The sequence below is a fragment of the Rhizobium sp. 01T437 genome, from assembly GCF_056398505.1.
Genome location: NZ_JBFTPM010000005.1, coordinates 284,066 through 298,669, shown reverse-complemented (window position 1 = coordinate 298,669; position 14,604 = coordinate 284,066). Strand labels below are relative to the sequence as shown.

Annotated in this window: 16 protein-coding genes; 7 read left to right on the top strand and 9 right to left on the bottom strand. The window is 59.5% G+C overall.

Features of this window, described 5'->3' with window-relative positions; translation table 11 throughout:
- Window positions 1-171 precede the first annotated feature (171 nt).
- Together AC1DM5_RS12290 and AC1DM5_RS12285 are read left to right on the top strand one after the other, a co-directional pair.
- Window positions 172-900 (top strand): Bax inhibitor-1/YccA family protein, encoded by a 729-nt coding sequence (locus AC1DM5_RS12290; RefSeq protein WP_007814543.1) that lies wholly within the window; start codon window positions 172-174, stop codon window positions 898-900.
- Between the two features lie 111 nt (window positions 901-1,011).
- A complete protein-coding gene (locus tag AC1DM5_RS12285) occupies window positions 1,012-1,569 on the top strand; it encodes an N-acetyltransferase family protein (RefSeq protein ID WP_477821929.1) in 558 nt (185 codons plus the stop codon).
- A gap of 6 nt (window positions 1,570-1,575) precedes the next feature.
- Here AC1DM5_RS12285 and AC1DM5_RS12280 read toward each other — a convergent pair whose 3' ends face one another.
- The 3 genes from AC1DM5_RS12280 to acnA form a co-directional block, all read right to left on the bottom strand.
- Complete coding sequence (locus tag AC1DM5_RS12280) at window positions 1,576-1,977, bottom strand: DUF2794 domain-containing protein (RefSeq protein WP_037101807.1); 402 nt, start codon at window positions 1,975-1,977, stop codon at window positions 1,576-1,578.
- A 273-nt stretch (window positions 1,978-2,250) separates the two neighbouring features.
- Window positions 2,251-2,991, bottom strand: coding sequence for a DUF1223 domain-containing protein (locus tag AC1DM5_RS12275; RefSeq protein WP_439016794.1), 741 nt, complete (start codon window positions 2,989-2,991; stop codon window positions 2,251-2,253).
- A gap of 236 nt (window positions 2,992-3,227) precedes the next feature.
- Window positions 3,228-5,918 (bottom strand): aconitate hydratase AcnA, encoded by a 2,691-nt coding sequence (acnA, locus tag AC1DM5_RS12270; RefSeq protein WP_477821928.1) that lies wholly within the window; start codon window positions 5,916-5,918, stop codon window positions 3,228-3,230.
- A gap of 260 nt (window positions 5,919-6,178) precedes the next feature.
- Between acnA and ccmA the strand changes: the two genes are divergently transcribed.
- Genes ccmA through AC1DM5_RS12245 form a run of 5 tightly spaced genes read left to right on the top strand, consistent with a single transcriptional unit; the run spans window position 6,179 to window position 9,067 of the window.
- Window positions 6,179-6,823, top strand: coding sequence for a heme ABC exporter ATP-binding protein CcmA (gene ccmA / locus AC1DM5_RS12265; RefSeq protein ID WP_477821927.1), 645 nt, complete (start codon window positions 6,179-6,181; stop codon window positions 6,821-6,823).
- A complete protein-coding gene (gene ccmB, locus AC1DM5_RS12260) occupies window positions 6,820-7,479 on the top strand; it encodes a heme exporter protein CcmB (protein WP_007814552.1) in 660 nt (219 codons plus the stop codon). The genes ccmA and ccmB overlap by 4 nt, the downstream gene beginning before the upstream one ends.
- A gap of 48 nt (window positions 7,480-7,527) precedes the next feature.
- Window positions 7,528-8,289 (top strand): heme ABC transporter permease, encoded by a 762-nt coding sequence (locus tag AC1DM5_RS12255; RefSeq protein ID WP_477821926.1) that lies wholly within the window; start codon window positions 7,528-7,530, stop codon window positions 8,287-8,289.
- A gap of 2 nt (window positions 8,290-8,291) precedes the next feature.
- Window positions 8,292-8,462, top strand: a complete 171-nt coding sequence (ccmD, locus tag AC1DM5_RS12250) for a heme exporter protein CcmD (protein ID WP_477821925.1) — start codon at window positions 8,292-8,294, stop codon at window positions 8,460-8,462.
- Window positions 8,459-9,067: a DsbE family thiol:disulfide interchange protein gene (locus AC1DM5_RS12245; RefSeq protein WP_477821924.1), complete on the top strand. Its 609-nt coding sequence runs from the start codon at window positions 8,459-8,461 to the stop codon at window positions 9,065-9,067. The genes ccmD and AC1DM5_RS12245 overlap by 4 nt, the downstream gene beginning before the upstream one ends.
- Window positions 9,068-9,110: 43 nt before the next feature.
- Here the strand turns inward: AC1DM5_RS12245 and AC1DM5_RS12240 are convergent, their stop codons facing one another.
- The 6 genes from AC1DM5_RS12240 to AC1DM5_RS12215 form a co-directional block, all read right to left on the bottom strand.
- A complete protein-coding gene (locus AC1DM5_RS12240) occupies window positions 9,111-9,698 on the bottom strand; it encodes a DUF2585 domain-containing protein (protein WP_477821923.1) in 588 nt (195 codons plus the stop codon).
- Window positions 9,695-10,339: a septation protein A gene (locus AC1DM5_RS12235; protein ID WP_477821922.1), complete on the bottom strand. Its 645-nt coding sequence runs from the start codon at window positions 10,337-10,339 to the stop codon at window positions 9,695-9,697. The genes AC1DM5_RS12240 and AC1DM5_RS12235 overlap by 4 nt, the downstream gene beginning before the upstream one ends.
- Window positions 10,340-10,398: 59 nt before the next feature.
- Entirely contained in the window at window positions 10,399-11,958 is a 1,560-nt protein-coding gene (gene ftsY, locus AC1DM5_RS12230) for a signal recognition particle-docking protein FtsY (RefSeq protein WP_477821921.1), read from the bottom strand.
- Between the two features lie 15 nt (window positions 11,959-11,973).
- Window positions 11,974-13,248 (bottom strand): tRNA (N(6)-L-threonylcarbamoyladenosine(37)-C(2))-methylthiotransferase MtaB, encoded by a 1,275-nt coding sequence (gene mtaB / locus AC1DM5_RS12225; RefSeq protein ID WP_477821920.1) that lies wholly within the window; start codon window positions 13,246-13,248, stop codon window positions 11,974-11,976.
- Complete coding sequence (gene dapF, locus AC1DM5_RS12220) at window positions 13,245-14,147, bottom strand: diaminopimelate epimerase (protein ID WP_477821919.1); 903 nt, start codon at window positions 14,145-14,147, stop codon at window positions 13,245-13,247. Before dapF ends, mtaB begins: the two co-directional genes overlap by 4 nt.
- Before the next feature lie 169 nt (window positions 14,148-14,316).
- Window positions 14,317-14,541, bottom strand: coding sequence for a hypothetical protein (locus AC1DM5_RS12215; RefSeq protein ID WP_183749420.1), 225 nt, complete (start codon window positions 14,539-14,541; stop codon window positions 14,317-14,319).
- Window positions 14,542-14,604 lie beyond the last annotated feature (63 nt).

Here is a 14,604-nt window from a genome sequence, read left to right as displayed (position 1 = left end):
GGCCCCAAATCCCTTCACCTTACGGCGATTTAACCGAACGGCAGATTGCAAAGGCCTTGTTTGAATTGAACGAAAGCCTCATATTGTCAGCAGGCATGCTGGAAGCTCCGCAGCGGCGCCCGGGTCGTAAACCCGACACCGTATTTCCATCGGAGCTTGTAAGAGGAAACTATGGCTGATCTCCGTAACTATCAAAGCCGCGCACAAGCCGGCGAAGTGATTGATCAAGGCCTCCGCGCTTATATGCTCAAGGTCTACAACCTGATGGCGCTGGGTCTGGCGATCACTGGTGTGGCCGCCTATCTGTCATTCCAGTTCGCTTTCGCCAATGGCGAGCTAACTGCATTCGGTCAGGCGATTTATGCAAGCCCGCTTCGCTGGGTTGTCATTCTTGCGCCGCTTGCTGCCGTGTTCTTCCTGAGCTTCCGTATTAACCAGATGAGCGTGGCTGCAGCGCAGACCACTTTCTGGGTCTATTCCGCACTGGTCGGGTTGTCGCTATCGTCAATCTTCATAATTTATACCGGCCAGAGCATCGTACAGACCTTCTTCGTGACGGCCGCCTCCTTCGGTGCGCTGTCGCTTTACGGCTACACGACCAAGCGCAACCTGTCGGCAATGGGTTCGTTCCTGATCATGGGTCTCTTCGGCCTGATCATCGCTTCGATCGTCAACATCTTCCTGGCTTCGTCCGCCGTGCAGTTCGCGATCTCCGCGATCGGCGTGCTGATCTTTGCAGGCCTCACCGCCTACGACACGCAGCGCATTAAGGAAATGTATTTCGAAGCAGACGGTTATGACGTCGCCGGCCGCAAGGCCATCATGGGCGCGCTGACGCTCTACCTCGACTTCATCAACCTCTTCATGTTCCTGCTGCAGTTCATGGGCAACCGTAAGTAAGCAGGCTGGACTGAAAAACGAAAAGGCGGCTTCGGCCGCCTTTTTTGTTGCGGGCAGTTCGCTGGAGTGCTTCAACGTAAGCCTTCATTCAACCGTGCCGATCGATCCGAAATGCTCCCTCTCCTGCGCGACGCCCTTCCTTCCGATCTTCCCGCCATTACTGAAATCTACCGCGAGTCCGTGCTGAACGGCATCTCGAGTTATGAACTCGTACCGCCAACCGAAGCGGAAATGACGGCTCGCTACTCTGCTATTCGCGAGCAGGGTTATCCCTACATCGCCGCGACAGCCGAGGACGGAACCCTGCTCGGCTATGCCTATGCCTCGGCATTCCGCACCCGTCCTGCCTATCGCTGGCTGGTCGAGGATTCGATTTATCTGGGCACGGAGGCGCGCGGCAAGGGTATCGGCAAGCTGCTCCTTGGAGAGCTGATTTCGCGCTGCACCGTCTCTGGCTTCCGCCAGATGACCGCCGTCATCGGCGGTGCAAGCCCGGCGTCTATCGCGCTTCACCGTTCACTGGGTTTTGAAGAGATCGGTCTGATGAAGGGTGCCGGTTACAAGCACGGCCGCTGGCTGGATACGATGCTGATGCAGCGAAGACTGGGCGAAGGAACGGAAACCCATCCTGACCTTGAGGCCTATCCGGGCACGCTGTTCAAGGGTTGATATCGCTTACTTGTCGACGAGCTTCAGCGACTTGTCGAACACCTTCAGGACCGGCCCAAGCTCGTGGCCGCGCTTCAGGATCATGCCGTTGAAGTTGACGACCGAATAGGCGCCCTGCTTGGCGGCAAGCTTCGGATTTTTTTCGATGCGGAAGAGCGGCATTTCGCCCGAACGCTTGAAGACGGAAAACACCGCCTTCTCGCCAGTATGGTCGATGGCATAGTCTTTCCACTCGCCTTCGCCCACCATTCGACCGTAGATCCACAAAATCTGGTCGAGCTCCCGCCGGTGAAATGTCACCGGCATCGGATCTTTGTTCTGTCTGTATTCCTTGAGATCAACGACGGTTGAAGAGCTATTGTCGACTGAGCGGCTTTCGCCGTGTCGCAAATCCGGCGTATCTGTCATCAGACTCCCAAGACCTCCACGTGTGACAGGAGAGTGACAGTTTGCCCGAGCCGCGGCAAATTGCAAGGGCACCGACTGTCACACTGGGGACGAAACCTGCTTTCTCCGGAGTGCCGCATTTCAGTCAAAACAGCGCCTCATTTCCAAGAGAACTATAGGCTCCAGTTTGGCGCCAGCGCGCCAAAGGGCCCGGCGGAGCGTATCGACCTTAACCCCAGCCCCGAATACGCTTGGCCGGGCCGCCTGGAATTCATCCGCAAGCGGATGAAATCCTTAGATATTTTTTCCTGCCATGACGACTGTTGCGCCGAGAATCGCTCCCGGATCACCGTTGTCCGTCACAGACTGCAAGAGAATCGCTGATCCCTCGAGATCGGGTTTTTCCATCACGCTGGCCGGCAGAGTGAGCGTCGTAGCCTTGCCATCCCACATGCCGACGGTCTCCACATCGGTCACGCTGTGGAGGTAGGAAATCTTCTGGCCGCTGTTTTCACCCTTCTCGACGTCGATCGTTTTTTCCTTGTCGAAATAGACGATCACCACATTGGCCTTGCCCTGGCCGGCGCCGAGCTTGATCTCTAATTGGTCGCCGCTCATGCGAGCGCTGACAGGCACGGTCAGGCCTTTGCCCTCGTTGGCATAGCCGTTTATCTTGCCGTTGATGCCGGCAAGATCGGCGCCTGCGAGATGGTCACGGCCATTGACGATTGCCTGCGGCGTATAGACGTTGCTGCGGCCCATCATGCGGGCATAGCCGTATTGCCGCTCGGTATTTTCCTTCGAGCTCAGCGTGTCGGCCCAGCCGAGATAATTCCAGTAGTCGACATGATAGGCGAGTGCGATGACATTGCCCTGGCTGACGAGCTTGCGGAATGCGGCATCGGCCGGCGGACAGGAGGCGCAGCCCTGCGCCGTGAACAGCTCAACGACGCCTTTCGGCGTACCATCTTCGGCCAGGAGCGGACTTGCAAAAGCAAGCCCGGCGATCAGTGGGATCATAAAACGCGGGGACATTCACCAGCACCTCTTTTCCAGGGTCGGCAGCGGTCCTGAACTGCCGGCTCTGAGATATGAACGTACGAATAATCCTTCCGGGTCCAAACGGAAAGTCACGAACGGGTGAGACGGAGCCCCAGGCGGATGGCGGCCGAAACACATCACCGTGAGCAGTGAAACAGCCTCGTTTTCCACAAAGAAAAACCGCCGGAAATTGCTCTCCGGCGGTCATTATCAGGCAAGTATCTTAACAATCAGGCTGCGAGATCGCGCAGAACCGTCTGCAGGATGCCGCCATTGTTGAGGTAGACGACCTCGTCCAGCGTGTCGACGCGCGACACCAGCGGAACATCCTTCACCGTGCCGTCGGCATAGGTGATCTTGGCGATCTTCTTTTCGCGCGGCTTGATGTTTTCGAGGCCCTCGATGGTAACGAGTTCGTCGCCCTTAAGGTTGAGGCTCTGCCATGTCGTGCCCTCTTCGAAGACGAAGGGGATGACACCCATGCCGACCAGGTTCGAACGGTGGATACGCTCGAAGCTCTGGGCGATCACGGCCTTGACGCCGAGCAGGTTCGTGCCCTTCGCAGCCCAGTCACGCGAGGAGCCGTTGCCATATTCCACGCCGGCGAAGATGACGAGCGGAACGCCTTCGGCCTTGTACTGCATGGCCGCATCGTAGATCGAGGTCTCGTCCTTGGACGGATAGTGGATGGTGTAGCCACCTTCCTTGCCGTTCGCGCCCAGCATGAAGTTGCGGATGCGGATGTTGGCAAAGGTGCCGCGCATCATGACTTCGTGATTGCCGCGGCGCGTGCCGTACTGGTTGAAGTCGGCGACTGCGACGTCGTGGCCAAGCAGGTAGGCGCCTGCCGGCGAAGCAGCCTTGATCGAACCGGCCGGGGAAATGTGGTCGGTGGTAATCTTGTCGCCGAAGAGGCCGAGAACGCGGGCGCCCTTGATATCGGAAATGCCGGTGCCCTTCTTGCCCATGCCGACAAAGTAGGGCGGGTTCTGGACATAGGTCGAATCATCGTCCCACGCATAGGTCTGGCCCGGGGGAACCTGAACGGCCTGCCAGTTTTCGTCACCCTTGAAGACGTCGGCGTACTTTGTTTCGTAGAGTTCGCGGGTGACGTACTTCAGGATGAATTCCTGGACTTCCTTTGAAGTCGGCCAGATATCCTTGAGATAAACCGGATTGCCATCCTGGTCTTCGCCGATCGGCTCCTTGGTCAGATCCTTCTGGACCGTACCGGCAAGAGCGTAAGCGACGACGAGCGGCGGCGAAGCGAGGTAGTTCGCCTGAACGTCGGGCGAGATGCGGCCTTCGAAGTTGCGGTTGCCCGAGAGCACGCCGGAAACGATCAGGCCCTTGTCGTTGATCGTCTTGGAGATCGGCGCCGGCAGCGGGCCGGAATTGCCGATACAGGTCGTGCAGCCGAAGCCGACGAGGTTGAAGCCGAGCTTGTCGAGGTCAGCCTGCAGGCCGGACTTGGCGAGATATTCGCCGACGACCTGAGATCCCGGAGCAAGCGAGGTCTTGACCCACGGCTTGGTCTTCAGGCCCTTGGCGACAGCATTGCGGGCGAGAAGGCCGGCAGCGATCAGCACCGACGGGTTGGAGGTGTTGGTGCAGGACGTGATGGCGGCAATCGCCACGTCACCATGGCCGAGATCGAAATCCGTGCCTTCGACCGCATAGCGGTTGTTAAGCTGGCCGGGCTTGTTGTAGTCGGCGTCCATCGAGCCGGCGAAACCGGTCGCGATGTTTTCGAGCGCGATACGGCCTTCCGGACGCTTCGGGCCGGCCATCGACGGCACGACGTCGCCGAGGTCGAGTTCCAGCGTATCAGTGAAGACGAGGTCGGAACCATCGCCGTCGCGCCACATGCCCTGCGCCTTCGAATAGGCTTCAACGAGCGCTATCCGGTCATGCGTGCGGCCGGACATGGTGAGGTAGTTGATGGTTTCGCCGTCGACCGGGAAGAAGCCGCAGGTCGCGCCGTATTCCGGACCCATGTTGCCGATTGTCGCGCGATCGGCGAGCGGCATGTTGTCCATGCCAGGGCCGAAGAATTCGACGAACTTGGAAACGACGCCCTTCTTGCGCAGCATCTGCACGACGGTCAGAACGAGGTCGGTCGCGGTCACGCCCTCCTTCAGCTTGCCGGTCAGCTTGAAACCGATGACCTCAGGCAGAAGCATCGAAACCGGCTGGCCGAGCATGGCGGCTTCAGCTTCGATACCACCGACACCCCAGCCGAGAACGCCGAGGCCGTTGATCATTGTGGTATGCGAGTCGGTGCCGACACAGGTGTCCGGATAGGCGATCGTCTCGCCGTCCTCTTCCTTCGTCCAGACGGTCTGGCCGAGATATTCGAGATTGACCTGGTGACAGATGCCGGTGCCCGGAGGAACGACGCGGAAATTCTTGAATGCCTGCTGGCCCCACTTCAGGAAGCGGTAACGCTCGCCGTTGCGCTGATATTCCAGCTCGACGTTCCTGGCGAAGGCCTGCGGCGTGCCGAATTCATCGACGATGACGGAATGGTCGATGACGAGGTCGACGGGAACGAGCGGATTGATCTTTTCCGGGTCGCCGCCGAGCGAGACCATTGCATCGCGCATCGCGGCAAGGTCGACAACCGCGGGAACGCCGGTGAAGTCCTGCATCAGCACGCGGGCCGGACGATAGGCGATTTCATTCTCGACAGCGCCCTTGTTGTTCAACCATTCGGCGACGGCAAGGATGTGCTCCTTGGTGACCGACTGACCGTCTTCAAAGCGCAGCAGGTTTTCCAGCAGCACCTTCATCGAATAGGGGAGCTTCGATACGCCGGGGAGACCGTTTGCCTCAGCCTTCGGCAGGCTGTAGTAGACGTAGTCCTTTCCACCAACGGAAAGCGTGGACCGACAATTGAAACTGTCAAGAGATTTAGACACGAGAGACCCCGTTTCTGATAGCCAACACAGTCGTGCGAACGCCTATGCACTTAATGCACATCAGGATGCGGGTACGGCCATTTCCGCTGTCCGCACGTGAGGAAAGACCCCAAGTTCGGCGCAAGGATGAAATTCACGCCGACCGCTGGCGTGGTTGCAGGTCTTATAGATAATTTCGTAAAGACTTGCCATAGCGACAAAGGTCAAAATCGGACATTTTTTGAGCTTGCCGATGGTGCCAATGAAGAAAGAGCCGATGCATGCATCTCACCGCTGAAAATCTGGCAGCCCGGCGCGGTGAGGATCTGATTTTCGTTAACGTTTCCTTTCACTTGCAGGCCGGCGAAGCACTGATTTTGACGGGTAAAAACGGATCGGGAAAGTCCACTTTATTGCGCGTCATCGCCGGTCTTTTGAGGCCGGAAAAAGGCTCCGTCACAGTCTCTGATTCGGTCGGTGCCGAGAGGCGTCCGGCAGCGGAAGCGAGCCACTACCTTGGCCATCGTAACGCCATGAAGACTGAACTTACGGTTGCAGAGAATCTGGATTTCTGGAGATCCTTCCTTGGACTCGGCAAAGCCGCCGGTCTGAGCACCGAGGAAGCCGCCGAAGCCGTCGGCCTGCCCGGCATCACCCACCTGCCCTTCGGCTACCTCTCGGCCGGCCAGCAACGCCGCTTCGCTTTCGCCAAGCTTCTGGTCGCGCATCGCCCGGTCTGGATCTTGGACGAGCCGACTGCAGCGCTGGACGCAAGTGCAGACAGGTTGTTTACGGAATTGATTGAGGCGCATCGCAGGGAAGGCGGGATTGTCGTCGCCGCGACGCATCAGCCTCTTGGGCTGGAAGGGACCAGGGAATTGAAAATGACCGGTTTTGCCGGGGTGGACCAGGGAGTGTGGGGATGACCGCCCTCTTCCTGCGTGACCTGAGACTCTCCATCCGCGCCGGCGGCGGCGCACTGATCGGCATTCTGTTCTTCCTGACGATCGTCGCCGTCATCCCCTTCGGCGTCGGGCCTGATCTTGCGCTTCTCTCTCGCATCGGGCCGGCCATCGTCTGGATCGGTGCGCTGCTCGCTGCCCTGCTCGGGCTCGACCGCTTGTTCCAGGCAGAGCGTGACGACGGTTCGCTCGATTTGATGCTGATGCAGGAAACGCCGCTGGTGCTGACCGTGCTCATCAAATGCGCCGCGCACTGGACCGCAACCAGCCTGCCGCTCGTCATCGCCTCCCCATTGCTCGGCCTCTTCATGAACATGAACGAGACGGCGATCGGCGCGACCATGCTCACGCTCCTTGTCGGCTCGCCGGCAATCACCTTCATTGGCGCTGTCGGTGCAGCCGTTGCCGTCGCGCTACCCCGCGGCGGCCTGCTGGTCTCGGTACTCATCCTGCCGCTGACGATCCCCGTGCTGATCTTTGGCGTCAGCGCCACCTATGCAGCGGTTGTGGGACCGTCGCCCTTCCTGCCGCCATTTCTGATCCTCATCGCCCTGACGCTCTTCTTCGCCGTCATCGGTCCGGCCGCGGCAGCCCTTGCGCTCAGAAACACGGCGGATTGATCGGCGCTTCGATTGCGGCTCCCGGCGGATCAAGGTAAGGAAGCGGATATGAGCGAAACGAGCCTTGCCATCAGCAAATTCAGCGATCTCGCCAACCCGACGCGGTTTCTGGCGCTGGCATCGCGCGTCATTCCATGGCTGGCCGGCATCACGGCCCTCTGTTTTATCATCGGGCTCTATCTGAGCTTCTCGACCGAGGGCGACTATCAGCAGGGCGAGACGGTGCGCATCATGTATGTGCATGTACCCTCCGCCTGGCTCTCCATGATGTGCTATACGATCATGAGCATTTCGGCGATCGGCACGCTCGTCTGGCGCCATCCGCTGGCGGATGTTTCGGCCAAGGCCGCAGCTCCGCTCGGCGCCGCCTTCACCCTGCTTGCACTCGTCACCGGCTCACTCTGGGGCAAGCCCATGTGGGGCACATGGTGGGTCTGGGATGCGCGGCTCACCTCCGTCTTCATCCTCTTCCTGATGTATCTCGGCCTGATAGCGCTGAACCGCGCCATGGATGAGCCTTCGAAGGCTGCGCGCGTCACCGCCGTGCTCATTCTCGTCGGCTTCGTCAACATTCCGATCATCAAGTTTTCGGTCGACTGGTGGAACACGCTGCATCAGTCTGCAAGCGTCCTGCGCCTCGATGGACCGGCGATCGATCCGGAATTCCTGCGCCCGCTGCTGATCATGGCGATCGCCTTCACCCTGCTCTTCTTCACGCTGCATCTGATGGCGATGAGAAACGAGATCTGGCGCCGCCGCATCGCCTCCCAGCGCCGCATGGCCGCCCGCATGGCAAGCCGGGAGGAATAGCGATGGGCTCCTACGCTTTCTACGTCTACGGTTCCTATGGCTTTGCCGCTGTAGTGACGATCGCGGTGACGCTCTGGACCTGGACTGATGGGCGTGCACGCCAGAAGGAATTGGCAGCGCTTGAAGCCGCCGGTATCCGCCGCCGGTCCGCCCGACCGAAGGACGACGAATGACCGCGGCTCCGCAAGAGAATAGGCCGAAAAGCCGCAGCGTCAGCCGCTATGCGCTTGCCCTGATCCCGCTGCTCGTCTTCGGCGGCATCGCGGCAACGGCAGCGAAAATGCTTTATGACCAGGATTTTCACGGCAAGAATATCGCCGAAATCCCCTCCGCTTTAATCGGCACCAAGGCGCCGTCGCTAAACCTGCCGGCGCTCGAAGGCTCCAATCTGCCGGCGCTGACGGATGAGGCAGTCAAGGGCAAGCTCACCCTCGTCAACGTCTTCGCCTCCTGGTGCATTCCCTGCCGCGATGAACATCCCCTTCTCAAGCAGCTTGCCGAAGATGGGCGGCTGAACATCGTCGCGATCAACTACAAGGACAAGAACGAGAACGCCCTGCGCTTCCTCGGTGAACTCGGCAACCCCTATCATGCCATCGGCGTCGACCCGAACGGCAAGGCGGCAATCGATTGGGGTGTCTACGGCATTCCGGAAAGCTATCTCGTCGCGCCCGATGGCACGATCATCTACAAGCGTGTCGGCCCCTTCGACGATATCAGCCTGAAGGAAGGTCTTTTTCCAGCAATGGAAAAGGCACTGAGCAAGCCGGTTTCCTAGAGCCTTTCCTGGTCAGATTGCGGCATTCTGACCAGGAAAGGCTCTAAACACCGCCCTGCCAGACCTTAATCGCTTCGACCGGCCAGATCAGCATCAGTACATTCAGCGTGAGATTGTCCCGGATCATATAACCGGTGAAAATCTCGAAGAAGATGGCAATGGCAACGGTCAGCGCCACAGGCGCTCTTGAGGCGAAAAAGAAGCCGACGGCCATGAAGATCGTGTCCATGGCCGAATTGATGATGCTGTCGCCGTAATAATCGAGCGAGATCGTCGCCGTGCGGTAGCGATCGATGATGAGAGGCGAATTTTCCAGAAGCTCCCAGCCGGATTCGATGAGAACAGCCAGAAGCAGTCGCGCCGCAAACGGCTTGCCGCGGAGCACGAGATGCGCCAGCCCGTAGAACAGGAAGCCGTGAATGATATGCGACGGCGTGTACCAGTCCGACAGATGCTGGGAATTGCCGCTGGAATTGACCGTGCCTTCCCACAGCTTGACGTAGCCGCAGGTGCAGATCGGCACTCGGCCCAACAAATATTCGGCAACGATCTGGGCAACCAGAACCGCAAGGCAGGCGGAAAACCAGAAGATCTGATGCCGTGACCGGTCGGCGCCGTCGATAACAGTCACTTCTCGCTTTCAGCCTCGGTGGAAATGCTGTGCTTCAGCACCAGCGGCATCTGCGCCATGGTGAAGATGATGGTGATCGGCATCGTGCCCCAGACCTTGAAAGCAATCCAGAAATTATCCGAGAAATTACGCCAGACGACTTCGTTCAGCACCGCAAGAAACAGGAAGAAGATGCCCCAGCGGATCGTCAGCTTGCGCCAGCCTTCGGCATCGAGCTGGAAGGCAGCGTTGAAGACATAACCGAGCAGCGACTTGCCGAAGGCGAGGCCGCCAAGCAGGGCAAAACCGAAGAGCGCATTGACGATCGTCGGCTTCATCTTGATGAAGGTTTCGTTCTGCAGCCAGATCGACAGCGAACCGAAGATCAGCACGACGATGCCCGAAACGAAGGGCATGATCGGCAGATGGCCGAGCATGATCTTGGAAACCACCAGCGAGAGAATAGTTGCGCCCATGAATAGGCCGGTCGCTACAAAAAGCGGACCACCCAGCTCAGTCAATGCCGGAAAACGCGCGACAAGCCACTCGCCACGCAGATTGGCAAAGAAAAAGACCAGAAGCGGCCCGAGTTCCAGCGCCAGTTTCAGAAGCGGATGGTGCCGGTCTGCGGCGCTGGGAGTAGTATCGCTTTCAGTCGTCATGCTTCTTCAAACCTGCTTTTTTGCAATGCATGCAAGCCATCAACGGCTAATCTGTGGCATCATTGGCCAATACCGGCAATGGCCTGCGCAAAATCCTCTGCCTCGAACGGTTCGAGATCGTCGACGCCTTCCCCGACACCGATGAAATAGACCGGCAGCTTATGCTTGGCCGAGATCGCTACCAGAATGCCGCCGCGCGCCGTGCCGTCAAGCTTGGTCATGATCAGCCCGCTGACGCCGGCGACATTGCGGAAGATTTCCACCTGATTGAGCGCGTTCTGACCCGTCGTCGCATCGAGCGTCTGGAGAACGGTATGCGGCGCATCCGGGTCGAGCTTGCCGAGCACGCGCACGATCTTCTCGAGCTCGGCCATCAGCTCCGCCTTGTTTTGCAGGCGACCAGCCGTATCAATGATCAGCACATCGCATTTCCTGGCCTTCGCCTGTTCGAAGGCATCATAGGCAAGGCCTGCCGCATCCGCGCCGAGCTTGGTGCCGATAAATTCGGACTTAGTGCGATCGGCCCAGATCTTCAGCTGCTCGATGGCCGCAGCACGGAACGTATCGCCGGCCGCCAGCATCACCTTCAGGCCGGAGCCGGAAAGCTTCGCCGCAAGCTTGCCGATTGTCGTCGTCTTGCCGGTGCCATTGACACCGACGACGAGGATCACATGCGGCTTGTGCGAAAGATCGAGCTGCAACGGCTTGGCGACCGGCTTCAGCACCTTGGCGATTTCGGCCGCCATGATACGGCTGACATCTTCGCCGGTCACATCCTTGCCGTAGCGCTCTGAAGCGAGCGTATCGGTCACCCGCATGGCCGTCTCGACGCCGAGGTCGGCCTGGATGAGCAGGTCTTCGAGATCCTGCAGCGTCTCGTCATCGAGCTTGCGCTTGGTGAAGAGTGCGGTGATCTGGCCGGTAAGCTGCGAGGAGGTGCGCGCGAGGCCATTGCGCAGGCGCTGAAACCAGGAAAGTCTCGGCTGCGGCGCAGCAACCGGTTCCGGTTCAGCGGTCGGTCCGGTGGCGAAGCCTTTGGGAAGGATAGGGCTCGGTGCCGGCTCGTCGGAGGTGGCACCCCCCTCTGTGCTGCCGGACATCTCCCCTAAAAGGTGGGAGATCGGCAAGGATTGAGAATCCTGCTCTACCTCAGCAGGAATTTCCAGGGCGTCGTGAGTCGGAATTTCTTCCGGAAATGTCTCAGTTGGCTCGACCCGGCCTTCCGCTCTTACGGCAGCATCATCCTCCAAATGATCTTTCCCCTGATGGAGGAGATGTCCCGAAGAGACAGAGGGGGGTGCCGCCGCGACGTCATCTGCAGCCGCTTCCGCCTCTGCTTCCAGCAGCGACAAGGGCACGACACCCATATCGCTCAGATCATCGGCGATCGGGAGCAATTCCGGCTCGCCTTCAATAGGCTCCTGTTCTGCTACAGCTTCATCGAGATCGGCCGCAGGTCCGCCAGCCGTGTCCATCTCCTCGGCAAGAACTGGATCGTCAGCAACTGGCAGATCTTCGTCGCGCGAGCGCGGCTCCAGCTCCCTTTCAACGGCCTCTGGCACAGGCTCTCCCGCCGGCTTGCCGAAGGTAAAGACCTTTTTGATGAAACTGAGCGCCATGAGCTGTCCGTGATGTCAGGCCGCCGCGGCAGCCGTCAATTGCATGTGGAGATGCTTGCCGTCGTGGCCTGATATCGTCGCTTCGACGATATCGCGCGGGCGAAGACCGGGCACGGCGACAAGCGTGAAGTTTTCCGTATGGGCAAGACCGTTATTTTCCACCAGCAGCCATTGCCGCGTTCCGACCATCTTGTCCAGATGGCGCTGGTGCAGCATCTGTCCAGTGGCGCGGAAGCGAGCGGCGCGATCCTTGATGAGCGAGCGATCGAGCTGCGGCATGCGCGCGGCAGGTGTGCCGGGCCGTGGACTGTAGGGGAAGACGTGCAGATGCGCGATGTCGGCTTCTTCGGCGAGGCGCACCGCGTTCTCGAACATCTCTTCGGTCTCGGTCGGAAAGCCGGCGATCATATCTGCGCCAAAGCTGATCTCCGGCCGTAGCCGGCGCACGTCTTCGATGAAACGCAGAGCATCGGCACGCAGATGACGGCGTTTCATGCGCTTGAGGATCATGTCGTCGCCATGCTGCAGGGAAAGATGCAGATGCGGCATGAAGCGCGGTTCGTCCGCGACGAGGTCCATGAGATGGCGATCGGCCTCGATACTGTCGATCGAAGATAGCCGCAGCCTGCGTATGTCAGGCACCTGCTTGAGCAGCGTCTTTGCGAGCAGCCCAAGCGTCGGCTCGCCGGGAAGATCTGCGCCATAGCTCGTAGCATCGACGCCGGTCAGAACGATTTCGCGATAGCCGCCTTCCGCGAGATTGCGGGCCTGATCGACCACGGCCCCCATCGGCACCGAACGCGAATTGCCGCGGCCATAGGGGATGATGCAGAAGGTACAGCGATGGTCGCAGCCGTTCTGCACCTGGATGAAGGCGCGCACGTGGCCGTCAATATGCTTGACCATCTGCGGCGCGGTGTGGCGCACGCTCATGATGTCGTTGACACGCAGCTTCTCTTCCGCCGAAACGCCGAAATCCGGAAGCGCGCGATAGGAGGCAGCCTTCAACTTCTCCTCATTGCCGAGCACGGCATCGACCTCGGCCATTTCGGCGAAGGTCTGCTTTTCCGTCTGGGCGGCACAGCCGGTGACGATGATGCGGGCATGCGGATTGTCGCGGCGCGCGCGGCGGATCGCCTGCCGGGCCTGGCGCACGGCCTCGCCTGTCACGGCACAGGTATTGACCAGAATGGCATTGTTGAGCCCAGCCGCTTCCGCCTGCGATCTCATGACTTCGGATTCATAGGTATTGAGACGGCAGCCGAAGGTAATGACCTCGACGCCGCTCACCGCGCTTCCGCCCCACGTTCGGCATCGCGGGACCATGTGCCGGTCGAAGGATCGAGCGCACCGGACCATTCCCATTCGGCGGGGCCGGTCATGACGACATGGTCGTCCTCGCGCCAGTCGATCGTCAACGGCTGGCGGATCGGGCTGGAGGCGACGTCGATCGTCACCTTGCGGCCGGTGCGGCCGGTGCGCGCAGCACTGACAGCAGAGGCACAGGCAGCCGAACCGCAGGCGAGCGTCAGGCCGGCGCCACGTTCCCAGGTGCGTGTCCGCAGCGCCGAATCCGAGATAACCTGCGCCAGCGTGATATTCGCCTTTTCCGGGAACATCGGATGGTTTTCGAGCAGCGGCCCGAAACGTTCGAGATCGAAGCTCATCGGATCGCGATCGACCCAGAAGATCGCATGCGGATTGCCCATCGACATGGCCGAAGGCGAATGCAGCACCGGATTATCGATCGGCCCGATCTGCAGCTCGATGCGGCTCGTATCATGGAATTCTTCAGCAAGTGGAATACGGTTCCATTCGAAAACCGGCCGGCCCATGTCGACGGAGATCGTGCCATCCTCATGCTCGACTGCGTTCAGGATGCCAGCGACCGTCTGGAAGGTGAAGGCCTTCTTGCCGGTCTCGGCGGCGAGCGCCTGCACGACGCAACGCGTGCCATTGCCGCAGGCCTGCGCCTTCGAGCCATCCGAATTGAGGATGTCGATATATGCATCGGTACCCTGCGCCTTCGGATCATGGATCGCCATGATCTGATCGAACTGCGTCTCGGCATCGGCATTGAGTGCGATCGCCGCCTGCGGCGTCACCTTGTCGGTCCGCCCACGCATGTCGACAACCAGGATCTTGTTACCAAGCCCGTTCATCTTCGCGAATTCGACCGTGTTACTCATCTGACTATTTCCGCTGCGTTTTGGCTGTATATGGCGGAAATGCTCGGGGATTACCAGTGGGTGAGCGCCAAGCGAGGTTCGCCCTCTTTCTTACGCATAAGGGCCAGGCCCCGCGAAATTAGAACACGTACGGCACAGTCAGCCTTTGGAAACCAGGCGAAATCCAGATCTATCGCACCGTGCCTTCGGAATTGAGAGACGCCGCGTGGGCTTCGACGATAGCAGCGGTTATGACCTTTCTGAGCTCGTATACCAGCAAGCGGGACCGTTTGCGATCCAGGTCCTGCGCCGCCTTCGCCAAATTCAGGCCTTCCCGCAGAACTATATTATGGGCGCGCGCCAGCGCCCAGCTTTCTATATCTGGGTTTATCATTTGATATCTCCGCCGATTCATTCGGCATCAAGGATATTCATGAATCATTTTACAGAATTTACTTAAGTAGAAAGTAGAATCAGA

Bases quoted from the DNA above. Each gene is read 5' to 3' on its own strand.
- dapF (WP_477821919.1), bottom strand. From the start codon at position 14,147: ATGAGTAACACGGTCGAATTCGCGAAGATGAACGGGCTTGGTAACAAG.
- AC1DM5_RS12275 (WP_439016794.1), bottom strand. From the start codon at position 2,991: ATGTCCCCGCGTTTTATGATCCCACTGATCGCCGGGCTTGCTTTTGCA.
- AC1DM5_RS12235 (WP_477821922.1), bottom strand. From the start codon at position 10,339: ATGACGACTGAAAGCGATACTACTCCCAGCGCCGCAGACCGGCACCAT.
- AC1DM5_RS12245 (WP_477821924.1), top strand. From the start codon at position 8,459: ATGACCGCGGCTCCGCAAGAGAATAGGCCGAAAAGCCGCAGCGTCAGC.
- AC1DM5_RS12285 (WP_477821929.1), top strand. From the start codon at position 1,012: ATGCTCCCTCTCCTGCGCGACGCCCTTCCTTCCGATCTTCCCGCCATT.
- ftsY (WP_477821921.1), bottom strand. From the start codon at position 11,958: ATGGCGCTCAGTTTCATCAAAAAGGTCTTTACCTTCGGCAAGCCGGCG.
- AC1DM5_RS12290 (WP_007814543.1), top strand. From the start codon at position 172: ATGGCTGATCTCCGTAACTATCAAAGCCGCGCACAAGCCGGCGAAGTG.
- ccmA (WP_477821927.1), top strand. From the start codon at position 6,179: ATGCATCTCACCGCTGAAAATCTGGCAGCCCGGCGCGGTGAGGATCTG.
- ccmD (WP_477821925.1), top strand. From the start codon at position 8,292: ATGGGCTCCTACGCTTTCTACGTCTACGGTTCCTATGGCTTTGCCGCT.
- ccmB (WP_007814552.1), top strand. From the start codon at position 6,820: ATGACCGCCCTCTTCCTGCGTGACCTGAGACTCTCCATCCGCGCCGGC.
- AC1DM5_RS12280 (WP_037101807.1), bottom strand. From the start codon at position 1,977: ATGACAGATACGCCGGATTTGCGACACGGCGAAAGCCGCTCAGTCGAC.
- AC1DM5_RS12215 (WP_183749420.1), bottom strand. From the start codon at position 14,541: ATGAATCGGCGGAGATATCAAATGATAAACCCAGATATAGAAAGCTGG.
- AC1DM5_RS12255 (WP_477821926.1), top strand. From the start codon at position 7,528: ATGAGCGAAACGAGCCTTGCCATCAGCAAATTCAGCGATCTCGCCAAC.